The following is a 17,087-nucleotide window of genomic DNA, read 5'->3' on the forward strand; positions in this document are numbered from 1 at the left end:
CTCAGGCTTCAGTGGTCGCGGCGGCGGTCACGGGCGGGAGCGTCGACCACGGGAACGCGATCCACCGGTCGGTGCGCCGCCAGGTGTAGTCCGGCTCGATCACCGAACGTGGCTTGGTGTAGAGCACGGCGCTGCGCGCCTCGGCGGGCAGGTGCTCGGAGGGCGCACGCACGTGCTGGTCCGTGGCCGGAGCCGACCCGGTGCGCAGGAGTCGCATCACCATCTCCAGCGTGCGCCCGGAGTCGGCCACATCGTCAACCACCAGCACCTTCGCGCCAGCGAGCACCGAGGTATCCAGGAGGGGCGGAAGCAGGAGTGGCTCGGGAAGGGTCTGGTCCACTCCGGTGTAGAACTCCACGTTCATCGCACCCATTGCCTTGACCCCGAGGGCGTACGCGATCGCGCCCGCCGGGATCAAGCCACCACGCGCCACGGCGATCACCAGATCGGGCATCCAGCCACCGCCGGAGACCAGTTGGGCCAACTCCCGGCTGGCCTCTCCGAATCGGTTCCACGGCAGAACTTCGCGGGGCGGCGGTGCGGCTGTGGTCATGGCCTCGACTCTAGGACATCGCCGCGCGCGGCCACCGTGGCCCGGGTACTGTCGCGCCATGGTCGATGACAAGCGGCAACGGGAACGGATGGGCGATACCGACCTCGATATCGAGGAGGAGCTGGTTGTCGAAGCAGCGACCACCGTCACCGAGGGGACCAAGCGTCTCAATCGCACCTGGGTCGAACTCATCGTCACCGGTCTCTTCGGCGGGATCGACATCGGGTTGGGGATCCTGGCGATGATCCTCGTCAAACAGGCCACCGACTCCGACATCCTGGCCGGGATGGCTTTCGGCGTCGGGCTCCTGGCACTGAAGTTGGCCCACTCGGAACTGTTCACCGAGGAGTTTCTCCTGCCCATCAACGCGATTGTGGCGGGCCAGGGCACGTGGCCACAGTTGCTGCGCCTGTGGTCGGCCACGCTCGTGGGCAACCTGACGGGTGGCGTGGCCTTCGCGTGGCTGACGGTGCTGGCCCTGCCCAACTATCACGGCACGCTCATCGAGAGCGCGAACGAGTATCTCGATCCGGGCTCGACCGGTGCCATGATCGGGTTATCGCTGCTCGCCGGTGCCACCATCACCCTGTCCACGCGCATGCAACAGGGAACGTCCAACGATGTGGTCGTCGCGCTCATCTGCCTGGCCTCGGGCCTGCTCGTGATCGGCCTGGGCATGTTGCACGGGGCGCTGAACGCGATCGTGATATTCGCCGCCATGTTCGCCGGGGCGGACATCACCCTCTGGCAGTTCCTGTCCTGGTTCGGCGTCGTCATCGTGTTCAACATGCTCGGCGGCCTCCTCGTCATCACCGTGCCCCGGCTCGCGCGCACGCACCGCGTCCTCCGCGCAGTGCGCAACGGGGAACTGAGCCTCGAGAAGCTTGAGGAAGAGGCAGCGTAGGGCCACAGCCGCCGCCCGGTCGCCGGATTCGAGGATGGTCGGGCTCTACTAGCGTGAGGGCATGCCCGTACGTCTGATCGCCACCGATCTCGATGGGACCCTGCTGGACGGTGACCTCGCAGTGACCACCCGCACCCGAGCGGCCCTGGATGCCGCCCGCACGGCCGGGATCACTGTGGTGCCGGTCACCGCTCGTCAACCGATCGGCCTGGCCCAGATCGCCACCGCCGCCGGGTTCACCGGATGGGCGCTGTGCGGCAACGGGGCACGCGCCTACCACCTGACATCGCAGGAGACACTGTTCGAGGCGTACCTGAGCGTGGCCGCACAACAGGGGCTTGCCGAGGCGCTGCTCGAACTGGCACCCGATGCGCTCTTCGTCTCGGTGCGTCAGGGCGGTGAGGAGTTCGTGGCGCAGCAGGGATATGCGGATCTGGCGGAGTTCAACGATCACAAGCGGGAACCGGGCACGATGGCTCCGGCCACCCTGGCGGAGGTGCTCGCCGAACCGAGTCTGAAGCTGGTCGTGCGCCACCCGGGCATCGACAATGATCAGCTGGTGGCCACCATTCGAGGACTGGGCCTGCCCGGCTTCGAAGTCACGCACTCCGGGGCACCGTTCGTGGAGGTGCTCGCCGAGGGCGTCACGAAGGCGTGGGGACTGGCGCGGCTGTGTACGCACCTGAGCGTGGAGCCGGCCGAGGTGCTTGCATTCGGTGATGCGCCCAATGATGCCGAGATGCTCGCCTGGGCGGGCCGTGGCGTCGCCGTGGCGAACGCTGCCCCGCACACCCTGGCCGCGGCGGACGAGATCACCGCCGCGCATACCGACGAGGGCGTGGCGCAGACGATCGAACGTCTGCTCGCGGACGCCTCACCTCAGCCGAGGGTCACCCCGAGAAGGTCGTAGCAGTCTCATCCTCGGTCGACGATGCCGTCCGTGCGGATGCGCCGGGCATCGGCCGCGGCGGTTCGTGCCGCCGCGGCCGATGGGGCCTCACTTGTTGAAGGCGTCCTTGACGTTCTCGCCAGCCTGCTTCAGGTCGGCCGCCGCCTGGTCCTTGCGTCCCTCAGCGGTCAGTTCCTCGTTGTCGGTCGCCTTCCCGGCAGCCTCCTTCGCCTTTCCGGAGGCGTCCTGTGCGGCATTGCGGATCTTGTCGTCGGTACCCATCGTCATCCCTTCGATATGTCGGAGCGGCCGGCAGGGGCCGGTCCAGGCGCATCAGTCGATGCGCCGGTGGCCGCCGTCTCTTCTGGCGACGGCCAGGTCGATTCGACCCGTACAGGAGGATGCCCGCACCATCTGGGCCGCCTGGGCGGCCACACGGGCGACATGCTCACTGACGGCGTCGAGGTCAGCTGCGGCCTCGATCGTCACCGTGCCCTCGAGCACGATTGCGGTGCGCTCGCGAATGAAGCGCAAATCGGCCTTCCGGATCTGTGGATCGCTCGCACAGGCGCGCTGTGCCGCAGCTGCGACCGCACCGGGCTCCACGACGGCACGAGTGCCGGCCGTGTCCAGGACTCGCACTGTTTCGGTACGGAGCCGGCGCGCCCACGCCACCAGTGCGACCACCACGAGGACGGCCAGCACCGCAGCGAGGGCGGCAGCGGCGTTCACCATGTCCTGATCGTCGATGCGCTCCAGCGCAGCAGCCGCGCCCCAGTCGGCTGCGAGCTCGGGCCAGTCCTGCGGCCACCATGGGGTGTGGGTGGCTGCCACGGCCACGCCGGCGAGGACGAGCATGACGCCGGCGAGCAGCACGAGCGTTCGGATCAGTGCGTTGCCACGGCGCGCTCTCATCGTTCCCCCGTCGCCTCGCGGACGTGAACCGTGATCGCCGAGGTGCCGGCCAGCGGGGCCAGACGCCGGTCCACGGCCTGGCGAACAGCCTCTTCGATGCCGTCCGGGCCGGTCGCCGTCACGCTGACGGTGAGCCGCCGAGAGGTGGCGACTGTGGCTGCCGTGAGTACGCCGTCGGTCGCCAGCGCGGCCGTCGAGGCGAGCCGGGCGATGCCCTGATCGCGGACGGACAACGCCGGCCAGGCACGGAACGAGCGCCCGTCGCGACGGCGCTGCGGCAGCGCTGCGCCGATCAAGAGCAGGCCGATCAGCAGCGCTGAGCCGGCGAGCGCGAGGTCGGCCCATGACTCACCGGTGAACTCCGCCACCGTGGTCAGCGCACTGCCCAGCCACGACGTTGCGGTGCCACCCTGCCAGGCCGTCACGGCGTGCTGTCCGAGCAGCACCGAGATGCCGGCGGCGAGGATCACGAGCACGGCGCGCACGATGTGTAGCCCGCCGCGACGGCGCGGTCGCGGCGTGGCAGGCAGGGCGGGGAGCTCGCCCGTCCCGGTCGGTGCAGCCATCAACGAACCTTCCGCGCAGTGACGGCAGTGGGAAAGAGCACGTCATCGATGGCGATCGTCACGTGATCGGCGTCCACCCCGGCAAAGCGGGAGAGGGCCGAACGCACTCGCTCGGCGATCCGCCCGGCCACTGCATCGGCGGGCTCGGGCCAGTACGCGGCCGTGCTGATCTCGATGCGGGCCCGCCGCCCCGCCACCTGTGCCCGGGCCCGCGCCCCAGGTCGAGGCTCGTGCACATACTCGCGGGCGGCGTCCGCAGCAGCGCGGGCGGCGATCCGTTCCACCACCCGAGGGGCGAGTGTGATCGAGCCGGCCAGGTCACCCACGACGACGGCCCAGCAGGCTCCCGAGGTCGAAGGAGCCGTCGATCAGTGCGCCGAGCACGAGGCCGAGCGCGCCGAGCACCACAGCGAGGAGGAATCCGGTGAAGCCGCCGGTGATCACGGCCAGTGCCAGCAGCAGGCCCGCGAGTAGGCCGGTCGTCGTTGCATTCATCGTGTGTGCTCCTCGTGGTCTCGTTCGTGATGGTCCGGTGCCGCCAACTCATCCACATGCACCAGCACCGGTGCCCCTGTGGCTGTGGCCACCGCCTCGTGCACTGCTCCCGCGACGTCGGGGATTCGTGAGCCGAGAGCGAGCAATACGTGCACGTGCACGGTCCCGTTCACGAGACGTACTCCTGGAATGGTCCTCCCGGGCAGGTACGTCCGCACTTCGGAGAGCCGGCCGGTGTGCAGGTCGATCACCTGGGGAACGTCCAGTGCCGCCGCCCGCGCACGCGATGCCGTCTCGGCCGTCGTGCCCGGATCCGGATCCGGGCGATGCTGGCGTTCGGCCACCGACAGGCTCACTGGCAAGGTCACTGGACTCGGGGCTCAGCAGGCTGAGTGCGGTCCTCGCCCTCATCCTCGTTCTCGTCCCCGGGCAGGTGCACGTCGGTAACAGCGATGTTCACCTCGACCACTGTCAGGCCCGTCATCCGCTGGATGGAGGAGGCGATGTTGTCGCGAACGGACTGAGCCACATCGGCGATGGCCACGCCGTACTCGGCAATGAACTCCACGTCCACCGCGCACTCGACGGTACCGACCTCGACGCGGACGCCCTGGCTGTAGTTGGTGGAACCACCGGGGATGCGCTCACGGATCGCACTGAATGCCCGCGCGGCTCCGCCGCCGATGTCATAGACGCCCGTGACGTCCCGGGCGGCGATACCAGCGATCTTGCTGACCACGGTGTCGGCGATGGTGGTGGTGCCCAGTTCGGTGTCCAGCGGCCCGGTGGGCTTGGCGACGTCACTCGACATGCCTGTGGTGGCGGTTTGGTGGGCGGGTGCGGACTTCTCAGCCATGGCAGAACCTCTCCGTGTGGGCGGACCCGTGCGGACCGTCATACAGTGAGTGCACGTAGCGCACGGAAGCTCACGGCTCTGGACGTGTGACATTGATCACTAGCTGCGGGGAGTGCGGTGGACACCTCGGATACCGGCTTGATGCGGCGGACCCGCAATGGCGACAAGGCGGCGTTCGAGGAGATCGTCCGTCGCCATGGTCCGGCGATGTATCGATTCGGGCTTCGCATGCTGCGCGACGAGGATGCCGTGCGCGACTGCGTCCAGGAGGCATTCGTCTCCGCCTGGGAAGGTGCGGGACGTTTCCGGGGTGAGGCGGCCGTGAAGACATGGCTGTTCGCCATCCTCGCGAACAAGATCCGCCGTCACTTGCGTGTGCGCGGGCGGGAGATGGCCACGGACCTGGATGAGGTTGATATCTGCGCACCGCCGCAGTACGGCCCGGAGCGGCGGGCGCTCGCAGGGAGCATGATGGCCGAGTTGGAGCAGGCGCTCGACGACCTGCCGCTTGCACAGCGTGCGTGCTGGATCCTGTACGAGGTGGAAGGCCTCTCGTACGAACGAATCGCGCACATTCAGGGAACCACGGTGGGTGCCGTGCGCGGGGCGATCTATCGCGCCAGACAAGGCCTGGAACGGAGACTCGAGGCATGGAGATGAGGCGAGACGAGCTGGAGCCGCCCTCGGACCTGCTCGCCCGGGCGGCCGGCGAACTACGCCAGCTCACCGACGACGGATGGGTGCGTGCCGAGCGCGGGGTCCTCGATCGGGTGACCCGCGCCCTGCGGAACGCCCCGTCGGTGCGGGGTGTGCACGCCGGCGGGGAGTTCCTGCTCTCGGCGACGGTGCTCAGTGCGCAGGTGGCCGAGCGGGTGGACACCGTGCCGGATGCGCGAGCGTTCTCCGTTCATATCACCACCGATGACGACGATCGGCTGGATGGTCTGACGATCACGTTGAGCGTGGCCTACGGTGCGCCGATCGGTCCGGTGAGCGAACAGGCTCGCCTCGCCGCGGCCGCCGCGGCAACGGACGCTCTGGGGGACGAGGTGAGCGGCGATCGGGTGACCGTGGACGTCATCGTCGAGGATGTGCACGTCGGGGAGTGAATCGCGGTTCAGTGCGATGCTGCTGCGATGCGGTCGCCCCAGGCTGCGAGCGGGTCGAGTAGCTCGTTCAGTTCGACGCCCTGGTCGGTGAGCCGGTAATCGACCCGCAGGGGAAAGCCCTCGCCGGCGGTGCGCGTGATGAGGCCATCGCGCGCGAGTTCGCGCAACTGATCGGCGAGTACCTTCTCCGAGATTCCCCCGATGGCCCGGCGCAACTCCGCAAATCGCCGATCGCCCTCGGCGAGGCGCCAGAGGATCGTCGGCTTCCACTTCGAACCGATCAGGTCGAAGACGACGTTGACGCCGCACTGTTGCTGCTCTTCAGTCATTGCGCGCTCACCCCTGGGTTTGTCCGCACCTGATTGTACGTACTGGACCGGCTCCGTAGGCCCGTCGATCATGGTGAACATGACAGATATTCATACAGAATCCACGATTGCCGTGCTCGGACTCGGCGCTATGGGTGCGGCCATCGCTCGAGCCGCGTCCACGCATGGACACCGGGTCGTGGCGTGGAACCGGACGCCGCGACCCGCTGAGGAGTTCGGCTTCGAGCGAGCGAGCGGGATCGAGGTGGTCGACTCGCCCGGCGCCGCGGTGTCCGGGGCGGATCTCGTCCTCGTCTGCGTGCGCCACCACGAGGCCAGCCGGGCTGTGATCGAGGAGATCGCCCCGGTAGCGGCCGGCCTCGTGGTCGTCAACATCTCCACCGCCACTCCGGCGGACGCCGCAGCCTCAGCGACGCACGCCGCGGACCTCGGAATTCGCTACGTGACCGGCGCGGTGATGGTCCCCACGCCGATGGTCGGGACCGAACAGTGCTTCGTCATCTACGCGGGATCCGATGCTGACATCGCACAGGTCCGGCCGCTCTTCGACGCCTTGCAGGGCACGAGCGACGTCGTGGGTGAGGACCACGCGGTCCCGCCCGCCCTGGACCTGGCGATGCTCGATATCTACTTCGCCGGCATGTACGCGCACCTGCACGCGACGGCCCTCGCCCATGCGCACGGCATCGAGCCGGCGCAGTTCCTGCCCTATGCCGAGGGCATCGTGGACACGCTCGGTGGATCGCTCCCGGGTCTGACCGCTGCCGTTGCGCAGCGCAGCTACGACAGCGGCGAGGCTCGTCTCGACATGTGCCTGTCATTCCTGGAGCACATCGTCACCTCGAGCCGCGAAGCGGGGATCGATCCGGGCCCCGCCGAGCTTGTTCGCGAGGCGTCAGCACGCGCGTTGCGTCGTTGGCCGGGCAGCACCGACTGGGACGTCGTCGCGGAGGACATGGTGCCCGCACGGACCCAGTGACGCCAGCTCGCAGCGATCCACGATGCTCCGGTCCTCACCCTGGGCGGCCACGACCGGAACCTCGCGCCGCCTGTGCGCCTGCGAGTAGCGTTCGTGACGTGCGTGATCGAGCCGTGGCCGCCCTGGAGCGGGTGGCGTTCCTCCTGGAACGACAACTCGCCGACTCCCACCGGGTCCAGGCCTTCCGCCGCGCCGCCCGCCGGCTCGCCGTCACCGATCCGGCGGAGGTGGCGCAGCGGATCGGGGCAGGCACGCTCACCCAACTGCCGGATGTGGGCCCGCGCACGGCTGCGGTGGCCGCCGCTGCCGCCCGCGGCGAAGCGAACCCCTATCTCGACGAACTGGAGGAGCACGCGGGGCCACTGGCTGAGGGAGGAGCGAGCGTCCGGTCGTGGCTGCGCGGGGATCTGCATACCCACTCCGACGCCTCCGACGGCGGCAGCCCGATTGAGGAGATGGCGGCGGCAGCGATCGGCCTCGGGCACTCCTACATCGCTCTCACCGACCACTCGCCCAGCCTCACCGTCGCCCGTGGACTCAGCCCGGACCGCCTGCGCGCGCAACTCGACCAGGTGGCCGCATTGAACGCGGAGCTGGCACCGTTCCGCATCCTCACCGGGGTGGAGGTGGACATCCTCACCGACGGCAGTCTGGACGGCGAGAACGACCTGCTGGACCAGGTGGATGTGGTGGTGGCGAGTGTGCACTCGAAGCTGCGGATGCCCGCGGAGGCGATGACCCGGCGGATGGTGCAGGCGATCGCCAACCCGCGGGTGGACGTACTGGGCCATTGCACGGGACAGAAGGTGGCGGGGCCACGGACGCGGCCGCCGTCGGACTTCGACGCCGAGATCGTTTTCGCGGCATGCCGACGGTTCGACGTGGCCGTGGAGATCAACGCCCGACCCGAACGGCGCGACCTACCCGATGACCTGATTCGCCTCGCGCTGGACTCCGGCTGCGTCGTGACAATCGACTCCGATGCGCACGCCCCCGGGCAGCTGGACTTCCTCGACCACGGTTGCGCTCGCGCCGCAGCGCTCGGCATCGGGCGAGAACGAATCCTCAATGCAGGCAGCGCTGCGGAGGTGCTCGCCTTCACCGGCCGTGCGTGAACGGACGCACGAGCGGGTTAGATTAGGTAACCCGGATCGCACCGACGAAGGACATCGATGGCCACTCGCACCGCGACGATCGCCTCCCCGGTGGGACTGCATGCACGCCCCGCGGCCGTCTTCACCCGCGCGGTGGAGGATTCCGGCGTGGCCGTCCGCATCTCCAAGGACGGATCAGTGCCTCAGGACGCGGCGAGCATCCTCGGCGTGATGACCCTCGGGGCACGGCATGGCGACACCGTGACGCTGCACGCCGACGGTCCCGGATCCGAGGAGGCGCTCGACCAATTGGCCGATTTGCTCTCCCATGATCTGACCGAGTGAGCCCGCATGTCCACCGTGTCCACCGTGTCCACCGTGGGCGCCTCGCGGCGCCGACGTCCGAGGAGGCCTAGTGGCGCGACGTGAAGAGGTCGATCGCAAGATCCATCAGGCCGCGATGGAGCTCCTGCGTGCGCATGGTCCTGCGTCGGTCACCGTGGAAGCCGTGGCCGCGGCGTCGGGCGTTGCCCGCACCACCATCTATCGCCGGCACAAGGACTCAGGCGCCGTGCTCGAGTCGGCCCTGAAGGAGATCGCCGCCTCGAACGTGCTGATCCCCACCGATGACGTGTGGACGGATATGCGTCAGGCAATCCGGCTGCTCATCGCCACGTTCCAGGAAAACCAGGGGGTGGGGGTCTTCCTCGGCCTCATCACGGGCGGTGACCCTGAGCTAGTGGAGTTGATCCGGGAGAAGCTGCTCCGGCCGCGGATGGAATTGGGTATCGCCCGGATGCGCGCAGGTGTCGCGGCCGGGCAGATCCGCGCCGATGCCGATGTGGAGACCGCTGCCGACCTGGTGCTCGGGGCGGTAGCGGCCCGATTCGCGCACGCCGGGACCTTCCCGGAGGAGTGGATCGACTCTGTGGTGACACTGATGAGGCAAGCGCTCGAAGCCCGCGCGCAGTGACCCACGCCCGCCCGGTGCCGGTAACGACCCATCCGTTCGGCCGCCGGTGACGAACCCACCACTGGCAGGGCACCCGATCCTCGGCGTACGCTAGCCATATCGCTACACACTGTGTAGCGATAGCACGGTCGTCCGGCTCGGGCCGGCGGCGGTGCACCGGCCCGCACTCGTACCGGAACCAGGAACTATGGCCTTCAATATTGATCGCTTCGCCCGCGACTCTGTGGCGGTGAACTGGGAGGACCTCGATCTCGAGTCCTTCGCCCACGATCCCCTGCCGGCCGAGTCGCTGCGCACCTTGCGTTATATGTGTGACGTCGAGTACCACACGGTCTGCTACCTGAGGGACATGCTCGTCACCCCATCGCGCGGGGAGGGCGAGGTGAACGCCTTCATGGCCATGTGGAACCGGGAGGAGTTCTGGCACGGTGAGGCGCTCGCTCACGTGCTTGAACTCCATGGCATCACGGTCAGCTACGACGAGCTCAAGGCGAAGCGGGTCAAGCTCGGCTGGCGGGATCGGATCGCCCCGGTCAAGCAGGCCTTGCTCTCCAATGTGGTGGGTAAGGACTTCGTGGCCGTGCACATGATCTGGGGTGCAGTGAACGAATGGACCGCATCGGCCGCCTACAAGCGGCTCGCCGCCCTGGAAGGTCATCCGGCGCTCGCGGTGCTGCTGAAGCGGATCGCCGCCCAGGAGGCCAAGCACGTGGCCTTCTATGCGACCCAGGCACGCACCCGGCTGGAGGGCAACGCGAAGGCGCAGAAGCTCGCGCGGCTGGCCCTGTCCACGGCGTGGCGCCCAGTCGGCGCCGGCATCGCCACTGATGACGAGGTCACCTACGTGATGGGGCAATTGTTCGGTGGTGCTGACGGGCGCAAGGAGATTCAGGCGATCGACCGCCACATCGCCAAGCTGCCGGGGATGGAGGGCCTGACGATCGTGGCGGACGCTCTGGACTCCCGAGGGATCGCGGCAGCGTGAGCAGCATGAGCACGCGGGCTTTCGATGTCCGCGACTACGCTCGGACCCCTGGCGAACTGCGCCCCACGGACCTTGACCTGGGTGCCGTGGCGGATCTACCGGCACAGGTTCGTCGCACCCTGGCGCACCTGTGGTCGACTGAGCGCACGCTATTGGACCTGATGCGCGATCTGCTGGTCACTCCCACCCACGCCGAGGCACGGGTGACGGCGTTCCTGACGACCTGGGCGTACGAGCAGTACTGGATCGCCCAGTCGATCGGCGCCGTCCTGGACGTCAACGACGGCGCCGGGGAAGGTCCGCCGGACACCCCGCTCGGGCGGGTGCGCCGCGGATGGGACGAAAGGGCCCGGCCCACCGTGGATGCGATCCGCACCAACCTGCTCGGCAGCGAGGTGGTGGCCGCCCACATGAGCACCGGATGGCTGAACACCGCTGTGATGGACCTCGCCTACCGGCGAATCGGTCACATGGAACCTCGGCTGCGGAACGTGACGGACGCCGTCGCCGGAATCAAAGCCCGGCACCTGGAGTTCTACGCGGACGAGGCACAGGTGCGCCTCGCCGCCTCCGCCGGGGCGCGCCGTCGTGCCGCTCGTACCGTGCGTCGGTGGACGTGGCCAGGCGTGCGCTATGGCGGACTGGCAGCCGCGCGGCCGGTCGTGGTCCACCTGTTCGCCGACCCGTCCGCACGCCCTGGCGTGCGGGCCGTCGATGCGGGCGTCGCCGCCCTGCCCGGGCTCGGCCAGAGTGCTCCGCTACGCACGGCGCTGGGGCAATTCCTGCGCTGAGGCCACGGCACTGTCCCGGGCCGCGTACAGTAACCGGGGTGTCGGACCCACTGAAGAACGCCCATGTCCTGGTGACGGGCGCCACCGGATTCGTTGGCCAGGCCGTGGTGGAGAAACTGCTCTCGGCCTACCCGACGACGCGGATCGCACTCCTGGTGCGTCCGCGCGGTGCGCTCACCGCGCAGGACCGGGTGACGAAGATGCTGAAGAAGCCCGTGTTCGGAACCTGGCGTGAGCGCGTGGGTGCCGAGACTGCCGATGCCGAGGTCGCCCGCAGAATCACGGTCATCGCCGGGGACCTGGGCGATGTGCCCGCGTTGCCGACGGACCTGACGCATGTGGTGCACTCCGCCTCCACCGTCTCCTTCGATCTGCCGATCGACGAGGCGTTCGCCGCCAACGTCGGCGGTCCGGTGAGCCTGTACGAGGCGCTCGAGGCCAGTGGTGCGGATCCGCATGTGGTGCACGTCTCCACCTGTTACGTGGCGGGGCTGCGCAAGGGCATGACCGAAGAGCGCAGCCTGGAACACTCGGTGGACCGCGTGGTCGAGACGACCCGGGCGTTGCGCGCCCGTGATTCCGTCGAGGCGGCCTCCCGGCGCCCCCAGGTGCTGGACAAGATCGTGGCCAAGGCGCGCGCCGCGCATCGCCGCGCCGGTGCACAGGCGGTGGCCCAGGCTGCTGAACAAGCCCGGAAGGCATGGGTGAATGACCAACTCGTGGCCGCCGGACGTACCCGCGCGACCTCGCTCGGCTGGCCGGACGTCTACACCTTCACCAAGGCGCTCGGTGAGCGGGTGGCCGAAGACCTGTGGGCCGGCGGTGGGCACCGCCTCTCGATTGTGCGACCCACCATCATCGAGAGCTCGCTGGAACACCCCTTCCCGGGGTGGATCGACGGCTTCAAGGTGGCCGACCCGCTGATCGCCGCGTACGGGCGGGGCATGCTGCCGGAGTTCCCGGGGCTCGCGGACACCATCCTCGATGTCATTCCCGTGGACCATGTGGTGAACGCGATCCTCGCCGCAGCGGCGAGTCCGCCCCCGCAGCGGGAAGCGCAGTACTTCCAAGTGGCGTCGGGGCGGCGGAATCCGTTGCGCTTCACCACCATCCTGGGACTGCTGCGCGGCTATTTCCAGAAGCACCCCCTCACCGACGACGACGGTTCGTTCGTGCAAGTACCGAACTGGACCTTCCCGAACGGCCCTGCGGTGCAGCGCTCCCTGCGCCGGCGCCAGATGGCTGTGGATCTCGCCGACACGGTGGTGGGCAAACTCCCGGCGAATGACACCACCCGGGAGTGGATCTCGGGGGTCTACAAGGCCAAACGTGATCTGGGCACGTTGCGCAAGTTCACCGATCTCTACCAGGCGTACACGCAGACCGAGGTGGTCTTCGATGACGCCAACACCCGCGCCCTGCACGAGGCGCTGCCCGAGGACCGCCGGGCCGAGCACGGGTTCGACGTCACCGCCATCGACTGGACGTACTACCTGCAAGAGGTGCACGTTCCCAAGGTGCCCGGCCTGATGCGCACGCGCGGACCGAAGGCCCCGCCGAACACCCGCGTGAAGAGCCTGCCGCAACGCGAAGATGTGCTCGCGGTCTTCGACCTGCACGGCACGGTGGCTGCCGCCAGCCTGATCGAGCACTACGTGTGGGTCGAACTCGCTGCCAAGGGCGTCGTTCCCGCACTGAAAGGGCTCGGCGGGATGGTGGCCTCCTCGGGCACCTATCTGCAGGCCGAGTGGCGTGACCGCGGAGACTTCATCCGCAGTTTCATGCGGCGTTACGCCGGAGTGGACGAGGCCGAGCTGCGTGAGGTCATCGCCACCAAGGTCACGCCCTCCCTGCGTGCCCGGCTGCTCGTCGATGCCACCGAACGGATCGCGCAGCATCGTGCCGCCGGGCACCGGACGGTGCTGGTGAGCGGTCAGATCGACGTTTTCGTGGAACCGCTGGCGGACATGTTCGATGTGATCGTCGCCGGTGAGATGGAGAAGGACGCCACCGGCGGCTGGACCGGTCACCTGGCCACCTCCCCGCTCGTGGACGAGGCCCGTGCGTCCTGGCTACGCAGGTACGCCCGCGACGAGGGGATGGATCTGGCCGGCTCCTATGCCTACGGAGACACCTACGCCGATCGCCCGTGGCTGGAGGTGGTGGGCAAGGCGAACGTCGTGAACCCGGATGCCAGCCTCTACCGGTTCGCCCGGGAGAAGCGGTGGCCGGTGCACTCCTGGACCACGACGGCGGAGGGCAGGTTCTCGCCGATTCTGCGCTCGTTCATGGGGGTTCGCCGATGAAGGGCAGCACCCACACGACACCGGTCCCGATCGCCGGGACCGCCCTCATCACCGGCGGCACCTCCGGGATCGGACTCGCCTTCGCTCGGGCGCTCGCCGCCCGCGGGTGTGACCTGGTGCTTGTGGCACGAACGCAGCACCGGCTCGATTCCACGGCCGAGGAGTTGCGCGGCGCGCACGGGATCGCCGTGCATACCATCGTGGCCGATCTGGCCCGGCGAGAGGACGTCGCGGTCCTCGCACGCCGGCTCGAGGATGAGGCTGCGCCGGTGGACATCTTCGTCAACAACGCCGGAAGCGGGCTGCACGAGCCGCTGACCGCGAGAGACATCTCCGCGCATGACCAGGCGATCGAGGTGATGCTCCGGGCAGTGCTCGTGCTCGGTGGCGCAGCCGGGCGAGCGATGGAAGCTCGCGGGACCGGCATCATCGTGAATGTGGCCTCCGTGGCGAGTCAGGTCGCCATGGGCAACTACTCCGCGATCAAGGCGTGGGTGGCCACCTGGTCGGAGAGCCTGAGCCTGGAGCTGGAAGGGACCGGCGTGCAGGTGCTGACCCTGATGCCAGGGTGGGTGCGCACCGAGTTCCACGAGCGCGCCAAGATCAAGACCTCCGCCATTCCCGCCTTCCTGTGGCTGGATGCCGACCGGCTGGTGGCTGACTGCCTGGCCGATCTGGAGCGCGGCCGCACCTGGTCGGTACCATCCAAACGATTCAAGGTCGTCTCCTGGTGCGCTGATCACTTCCCGAGGGCAGTGGTGCGACGCGCCACGGCCCGGATCCGGAAGGGGAGGAGCACCCATGAGTGAGCGACGCGAGCGGCGGCGAACCAGTCGGTACCTCTCGCCCGTGCACCGCTGGGCGCGCTACCTCGCGCAGCGGCTGATCCTGCGGCCGATCATCTTCTCGAACGTGCGGGTCACGGTGGAGGGCGAACGGCACGTGGCGGATCTGGACGGTCCGTTCATCGTGGTCGCCAACCACTCCAGCCACCTGGATGCCCCGCTGTGCATCACGGCATTGCCGTACTCGGTCACCAAGAACGTGGCCACCGCCGTGGCAGCGGACTACTTCTACCAGTCCACCTGGCGCAGTTCACTGACATCGCTGTTCTTCAACTCCTACCCGGTCGAGCGGGGTAAACCCCGGGGGAAGTCCTCAGGGCTGTCGGTGGCGCTGTTGCGGCAGGGGGTGCCGCTGCTGATCTTCCCCGAGGGCACACGCTCGCGGACCGGGGAGATGGCCGATTTCACTCCGGGCGCCGCGGCGCTGGGGCGCGCGCTGCGGGTGCCGATCGTGCCGGTGGCGCTGGTGGGCGCGCATGATGCGATGCCGCCTGGCACCTTCTGGCCCAAGTCCGGGCGGATGCCGGTGAAGGTTCTCATCGGCAAGCCGGTGCGGGTACGCCCGCGGGAGGCGCTCGCCGATCTGAACTCCCGCCTGACCGCGCGGGTGCGTGCCATGCATACGATGCAGACCTCGTATGTGCTGGTTCCCGAGGACGACCGTGCGGAGTCCGGACAGGCCGGGAGTACAGAGGACGACATGCCGGATGCACAAGAAGGGATCTCATGACCAACGTCGTGCACCAGAAGTGGTGGGGGTGGGGCGTCGAAGGAGTGGCCTTCAGTCCTGACGGCAAGCCCGGCTTCGCTCCGTTCCTGCGCGAGGCCATCGGGCTGGACGTGTCCGGCCCGGCCGGAAGCCCGCCGACCTTCGACGAGCTGGATGTGCCCGCCTCCCGGTTGCCGGACGAGCTCGGCGCGACGTTGCGCCGGATCGTGGGCGATCACCAGGTCGCCACCGACGACATGGACCGGGTGGTGCACACCTACGGCAAGGGCCTGCGGGATCTGGTGCGGGTACGGGCCGGGGATCTGCCGCGGCTGCCGGATGTGGTGGTCTACCCGGCGAACGAAGACGAGGTTCAGCAGATCGTCGATGCGGTGGTGGCGGCTGACGGGGTACTGATCCCGTTCGGCGGCGGTTCGAACATCTCCGGCTCGCTCACCCCGGAGGCGGGGGAGGAGCGCACGGTGGTCTCACTCGACCTGGGCCGGCTGAACCGGGTGCTGGAGATCGACGAAGACGCCGGGTTGGCACGGGTGCAGGCCGGCGGCCTGGGCCCCGATCTGGAGGCCCAGCTCACCGAAAGAGGCTGGACCATGGGTCATCAGCCGGACTCGTTCAAGCACTCCACCCTGGGCGGCTGGATCGCGACCCGCTCCTCCGGGATGCAATCGGACAAGTACGGCGATATCGCGGACATCACGCGCGGTATGCGGGTGGTGCTGCCCGGCAAGGTCGTGGTGCTGCGGCCACTGCCGAGCACGTCCACCGGACCGAGCCTGCGGGAGATGATCCTCGGCTCCGAGGGCCGCCTCGGCGTGATCACCGAGGCCTGGGTGCACGTGCACCGGGTGCCCGCCAACCGTGAAGTGATCGCCTACCTGTACCCGAACTGGGCAGCAGGCATCGCCGCGATGCAGGAGATCTCCGTCTCGGACGCGACGCCGAGCATCACCCGCGTCTCGGACGCCGCCGAGACCGGGTTCTCGCTGGCCACGCGCAAGGAGTCCAAGGGGCTGTCCAGCAAGGTCGGCGAGGGGCTGTTCGAGTTGCTGCGCCGCCGCGGCTGGGACCTGAACAAGGTGTGCATCTCCTATATCGGCTACGAGGGCGGCTCGGCGAAGGTGCGCGCCGACAAGTCCGAGGTGGGCAAGATCGTCGGCCGCCACGGTGGCATCAAGCTCGGCAAGGGTCCGGGGGCGATGTATGACCAGAAGAAGTTCGACACCCCGTATCTGCGCGACTTCCTGCTCGACCGGGGCGCCCTCGGGGACGTCTCCGAGACGGCCGCCCCGTGGTCACGGCTGGGTGAGGTGTACGTCTCGACCGTGCGCGCCGCGCGCAAGGCGTTCACCGATCTGGACGTCCATGGCTTCATCATGTGCCACCTCTCGCACTCGTATCACTCCGGTGCGTGCCTGTACTTCACGTTTGCCTTCCCGCCGCGGGATGACTCCCCGCAGCTGGAGCAGTACGACGTGGTCAAGAGCGCGATCCAGCAGTCCTTCATCGACCACGGCGGCACGCTCTCCCACCACCACGGTGTGGGCACCGATCACGCCCCGTGGATGGAGCAGGACATCTCCGAGGCCGGTGTGGATCTCATGGTGGGACTGTTGCAATCGGCCGACCCGGGCCGCCACCTCAACCCCGGCACACTGCTCCCCCCGCACCGGGAGTGGTGAAGTAACCCGCATCAGCCACTGCCGAACGCAAAGTTCTACGGCCTTTCTCGAATAGAAGCCGCAGAACTTTGCGCTCGACGCGGGCTCCT

General features: G+C 68.5%; 23 protein-coding genes. 14 read left to right on the forward strand and 9 right to left on the reverse strand.

What is annotated here, in order from left to right:
• Position 1: 1 nt before the first annotated feature.
• Positions 2-553: a phosphoribosyltransferase gene (locus tag LQF10_RS00715; protein WP_231065597.1), complete on the reverse strand. Its 552-nt coding sequence runs from the start codon at positions 551-553 to the stop codon at positions 2-4.
• 58 nt (positions 554-611) lie between these two features.
• Here LQF10_RS00715 and LQF10_RS00720 point away from each other — a divergent pair, with 58 nt between their 5' ends.
• Both LQF10_RS00720 and LQF10_RS00725 read left to right on the forward strand, forming a co-directional pair.
• Entirely contained in the window at positions 612-1,457 is an 846-nt protein-coding gene (locus LQF10_RS00720; protein WP_231065598.1) for a formate/nitrite transporter family protein, read from the forward strand.
• Between the two features lie 61 nt (positions 1,458-1,518).
• The gene (locus tag LQF10_RS00725) at positions 1,519-2,367 is read left to right on the forward strand and encodes an HAD family hydrolase (protein ID WP_231065599.1); all 849 of its coding nucleotides are present in this window, start codon (positions 1,519-1,521) and stop codon (positions 2,365-2,367) included.
• Between the two features lie 87 nt (positions 2,368-2,454).
• On the opposite strand, the gene LQF10_RS00730 is transcribed toward LQF10_RS00725, so the two are convergent.
• Genes LQF10_RS00730 through LQF10_RS00760 form a run of 7 tightly spaced genes read right to left on the reverse strand, consistent with a single transcriptional unit; the run spans position 2,455 to position 5,178 of the window.
• Positions 2,455-2,628: a CsbD family protein gene (locus tag LQF10_RS00730; protein WP_231065600.1), complete on the reverse strand. Its 174-nt coding sequence runs from the start codon at positions 2,626-2,628 to the stop codon at positions 2,455-2,457.
• 51 nt (positions 2,629-2,679) lie between these two features.
• Positions 2,680-3,261, reverse strand: a complete 582-nt coding sequence (locus tag LQF10_RS00735; RefSeq protein ID WP_231065601.1) for a hypothetical protein — start codon at positions 3,259-3,261, stop codon at positions 2,680-2,682.
• Complete coding sequence (locus LQF10_RS00740; protein WP_231065602.1) at positions 3,258-3,827, reverse strand: Asp23/Gls24 family envelope stress response protein; 570 nt, start codon at positions 3,825-3,827, stop codon at positions 3,258-3,260. Before LQF10_RS00740 ends, LQF10_RS00735 begins: the two co-directional genes overlap by 4 nt.
• On the reverse strand, positions 3,827-4,153 hold the full coding sequence (locus tag LQF10_RS00745) for an Asp23/Gls24 family envelope stress response protein (protein WP_231065603.1): 327 nt from the start codon (positions 4,151-4,153) through the stop codon (positions 3,827-3,829). Before LQF10_RS00745 ends, LQF10_RS00740 begins: the two co-directional genes overlap by 1 nt.
• Complete coding sequence (locus tag LQF10_RS00750; protein ID WP_231065604.1) at positions 4,146-4,322, reverse strand: DUF2273 domain-containing protein; 177 nt, start codon at positions 4,320-4,322, stop codon at positions 4,146-4,148. The genes LQF10_RS00745 and LQF10_RS00750 overlap by 8 nt, the downstream gene beginning before the upstream one ends.
• Positions 4,319-4,690 carry an Asp23/Gls24 family envelope stress response protein gene (locus tag LQF10_RS00755; protein ID WP_231065605.1) on the reverse strand — a complete coding sequence of 124 codons (372 nt, stop codon included), beginning with the start codon at positions 4,688-4,690 and terminating at the stop codon, positions 4,319-4,321. Before LQF10_RS00755 ends, LQF10_RS00750 begins: the two co-directional genes overlap by 4 nt.
• Complete coding sequence (locus LQF10_RS00760) at positions 4,687-5,178, reverse strand: Asp23/Gls24 family envelope stress response protein (protein WP_231065606.1); 492 nt, start codon at positions 5,176-5,178, stop codon at positions 4,687-4,689. The genes LQF10_RS00755 and LQF10_RS00760 overlap by 4 nt, the downstream gene beginning before the upstream one ends.
• A gap of 117 nt (positions 5,179-5,295) precedes the next feature.
• On the opposite strand from LQF10_RS00760, the gene LQF10_RS00765 reads away from it, so the two are divergent.
• Together LQF10_RS00765 and LQF10_RS00770 are read left to right on the forward strand one after the other, a co-directional pair.
• On the forward strand, positions 5,296-5,838 hold the full coding sequence (locus LQF10_RS00765; protein WP_231065607.1) for an RNA polymerase sigma factor: 543 nt from the start codon (positions 5,296-5,298) through the stop codon (positions 5,836-5,838).
• A complete protein-coding gene (locus LQF10_RS00770; protein WP_231065608.1) occupies positions 5,829-6,287 on the forward strand; it encodes a hypothetical protein in 459 nt (152 codons plus the stop codon). Before LQF10_RS00765 ends, LQF10_RS00770 begins: the two co-directional genes overlap by 10 nt.
• Before the next feature lie 8 nt (positions 6,288-6,295).
• Here LQF10_RS00770 and LQF10_RS00775 read toward each other — a convergent pair whose 3' ends face one another.
• Complete coding sequence (locus tag LQF10_RS00775) at positions 6,296-6,697, reverse strand: winged helix-turn-helix transcriptional regulator (protein WP_231065609.1); 402 nt, start codon at positions 6,695-6,697, stop codon at positions 6,296-6,298.
• Between LQF10_RS00775 and LQF10_RS00780 the strand changes: the two genes are divergently transcribed.
• From LQF10_RS00780 to LQF10_RS00825, 10 genes are all read left to right on the forward strand, one after another.
• Positions 6,696-7,595, forward strand: a complete 900-nt coding sequence (locus tag LQF10_RS00780) for an imine reductase family protein (protein WP_231065610.1) — start codon at positions 6,696-6,698, stop codon at positions 7,593-7,595. The two genes, LQF10_RS00775 and LQF10_RS00780, sit on opposite strands and share 2 nt — an antisense overlap.
• 98 nt (positions 7,596-7,693) lie before the next feature.
• Positions 7,694-8,710 carry a PHP domain-containing protein gene (locus LQF10_RS00785; RefSeq protein ID WP_231065611.1) on the forward strand — a complete coding sequence of 339 codons (1,017 nt, stop codon included), beginning with the start codon at positions 7,694-7,696 and terminating at the stop codon, positions 8,708-8,710.
• Between the two features lie 57 nt (positions 8,711-8,767).
• The gene (locus LQF10_RS00790) at positions 8,768-9,034 is read left to right on the forward strand and encodes an HPr family phosphocarrier protein (protein ID WP_231065612.1); all 267 of its coding nucleotides are present in this window, start codon (positions 8,768-8,770) and stop codon (positions 9,032-9,034) included.
• Between the two features lie 70 nt (positions 9,035-9,104).
• Complete coding sequence (locus LQF10_RS00795; RefSeq protein ID WP_231065613.1) at positions 9,105-9,662, forward strand: TetR/AcrR family transcriptional regulator; 558 nt, start codon at positions 9,105-9,107, stop codon at positions 9,660-9,662.
• Between the two features lie 187 nt (positions 9,663-9,849).
• The gene (locus LQF10_RS00800) at positions 9,850-10,647 is read left to right on the forward strand and encodes a ferritin family protein (RefSeq protein WP_231065614.1); all 798 of its coding nucleotides are present in this window, start codon (positions 9,850-9,852) and stop codon (positions 10,645-10,647) included.
• A gap of 5 nt (positions 10,648-10,652) precedes the next feature.
• The gene (locus LQF10_RS00805; RefSeq protein ID WP_231065615.1) at positions 10,653-11,438 is read left to right on the forward strand and encodes a hypothetical protein; all 786 of its coding nucleotides are present in this window, start codon (positions 10,653-10,655) and stop codon (positions 11,436-11,438) included.
• Positions 11,439-11,476: 38 nt separating this feature from the next.
• Positions 11,477-13,744, forward strand: coding sequence for an SDR family oxidoreductase (locus LQF10_RS00810; RefSeq protein WP_231065616.1), 2,268 nt, complete (start codon positions 11,477-11,479; stop codon positions 13,742-13,744).
• Positions 13,741-14,553, forward strand: coding sequence for an SDR family NAD(P)-dependent oxidoreductase (locus LQF10_RS00815; protein WP_231065617.1), 813 nt, complete (start codon positions 13,741-13,743; stop codon positions 14,551-14,553). The genes LQF10_RS00810 and LQF10_RS00815 overlap by 4 nt, the downstream gene beginning before the upstream one ends.
• A complete protein-coding gene (locus LQF10_RS00820; RefSeq protein WP_231065618.1) occupies positions 14,546-15,319 on the forward strand; it encodes a lysophospholipid acyltransferase family protein in 774 nt (257 codons plus the stop codon). Before LQF10_RS00815 ends, LQF10_RS00820 begins: the two co-directional genes overlap by 8 nt.
• A complete protein-coding gene (locus LQF10_RS00825; protein ID WP_231065619.1) occupies positions 15,316-16,998 on the forward strand; it encodes an FAD-binding oxidoreductase in 1,683 nt (560 codons plus the stop codon). The genes LQF10_RS00820 and LQF10_RS00825 overlap by 4 nt, the downstream gene beginning before the upstream one ends.
• Positions 16,999-17,087: the final 89 nt, after the last annotated feature.

It is taken from the genome of Ruania halotolerans (assembly GCF_021049285.1).
Classification (GTDB): domain Bacteria; phylum Actinomycetota; class Actinomycetes; order Actinomycetales; family Beutenbergiaceae; genus Ruania; species Ruania halotolerans.

Bases quoted from the DNA above. Each gene is read 5' to 3' on its own strand.
- LQF10_RS00725 (WP_231065599.1), top strand. From the start codon at position 1,519: ATGCCCGTACGTCTGATCGCCACCGATCTCGATGGGACCCTGCTGGAC.
- LQF10_RS00825 (WP_231065619.1), top strand. From the start codon at position 15,316: ATGACCAACGTCGTGCACCAGAAGTGGTGGGGGTGGGGCGTCGAAGGA.
- LQF10_RS00770 (WP_231065608.1), top strand. From the start codon at position 5,829: ATGGAGATGAGGCGAGACGAGCTGGAGCCGCCCTCGGACCTGCTCGCC.
- LQF10_RS00805 (WP_231065615.1), top strand. From the start codon at position 10,653: ATGAGCACGCGGGCTTTCGATGTCCGCGACTACGCTCGGACCCCTGGC.
- LQF10_RS00720 (WP_231065598.1), top strand. From the start codon at position 612: ATGGTCGATGACAAGCGGCAACGGGAACGGATGGGCGATACCGACCTC.
- LQF10_RS00750 (WP_231065604.1), bottom strand. From the start codon at position 4,322: ATGAATGCAACGACGACCGGCCTACTCGCGGGCCTGCTGCTGGCACTG.
- LQF10_RS00800 (WP_231065614.1), top strand. From the start codon at position 9,850: ATGGCCTTCAATATTGATCGCTTCGCCCGCGACTCTGTGGCGGTGAAC.
- LQF10_RS00790 (WP_231065612.1), top strand. From the start codon at position 8,768: ATGGCCACTCGCACCGCGACGATCGCCTCCCCGGTGGGACTGCATGCA.
- LQF10_RS00730 (WP_231065600.1), bottom strand. From the start codon at position 2,628: ATGGGTACCGACGACAAGATCCGCAATGCCGCACAGGACGCCTCCGGA.
- LQF10_RS00815 (WP_231065617.1), top strand. From the start codon at position 13,741: ATGAAGGGCAGCACCCACACGACACCGGTCCCGATCGCCGGGACCGCC.
- LQF10_RS00820 (WP_231065618.1), top strand. From the start codon at position 14,546: ATGAGTGAGCGACGCGAGCGGCGGCGAACCAGTCGGTACCTCTCGCCC.
- LQF10_RS00775 (WP_231065609.1), bottom strand. From the start codon at position 6,697: ATGTTCACCATGATCGACGGGCCTACGGAGCCGGTCCAGTACGTACAA.
- LQF10_RS00740 (WP_231065602.1), bottom strand. From the start codon at position 3,827: ATGGCTGCACCGACCGGGACGGGCGAGCTCCCCGCCCTGCCTGCCACG.
- LQF10_RS00735 (WP_231065601.1), bottom strand. From the start codon at position 3,261: ATGAGAGCGCGCCGTGGCAACGCACTGATCCGAACGCTCGTGCTGCTC.
- LQF10_RS00780 (WP_231065610.1), top strand. From the start codon at position 6,696: ATGACAGATATTCATACAGAATCCACGATTGCCGTGCTCGGACTCGGC.
- LQF10_RS00760 (WP_231065606.1), bottom strand. From the start codon at position 5,178: ATGGCTGAGAAGTCCGCACCCGCCCACCAAACCGCCACCACAGGCATG.
- LQF10_RS00715 (WP_231065597.1), bottom strand. From the start codon at position 553: ATGACCACAGCCGCACCGCCGCCCCGCGAAGTTCTGCCGTGGAACCGA.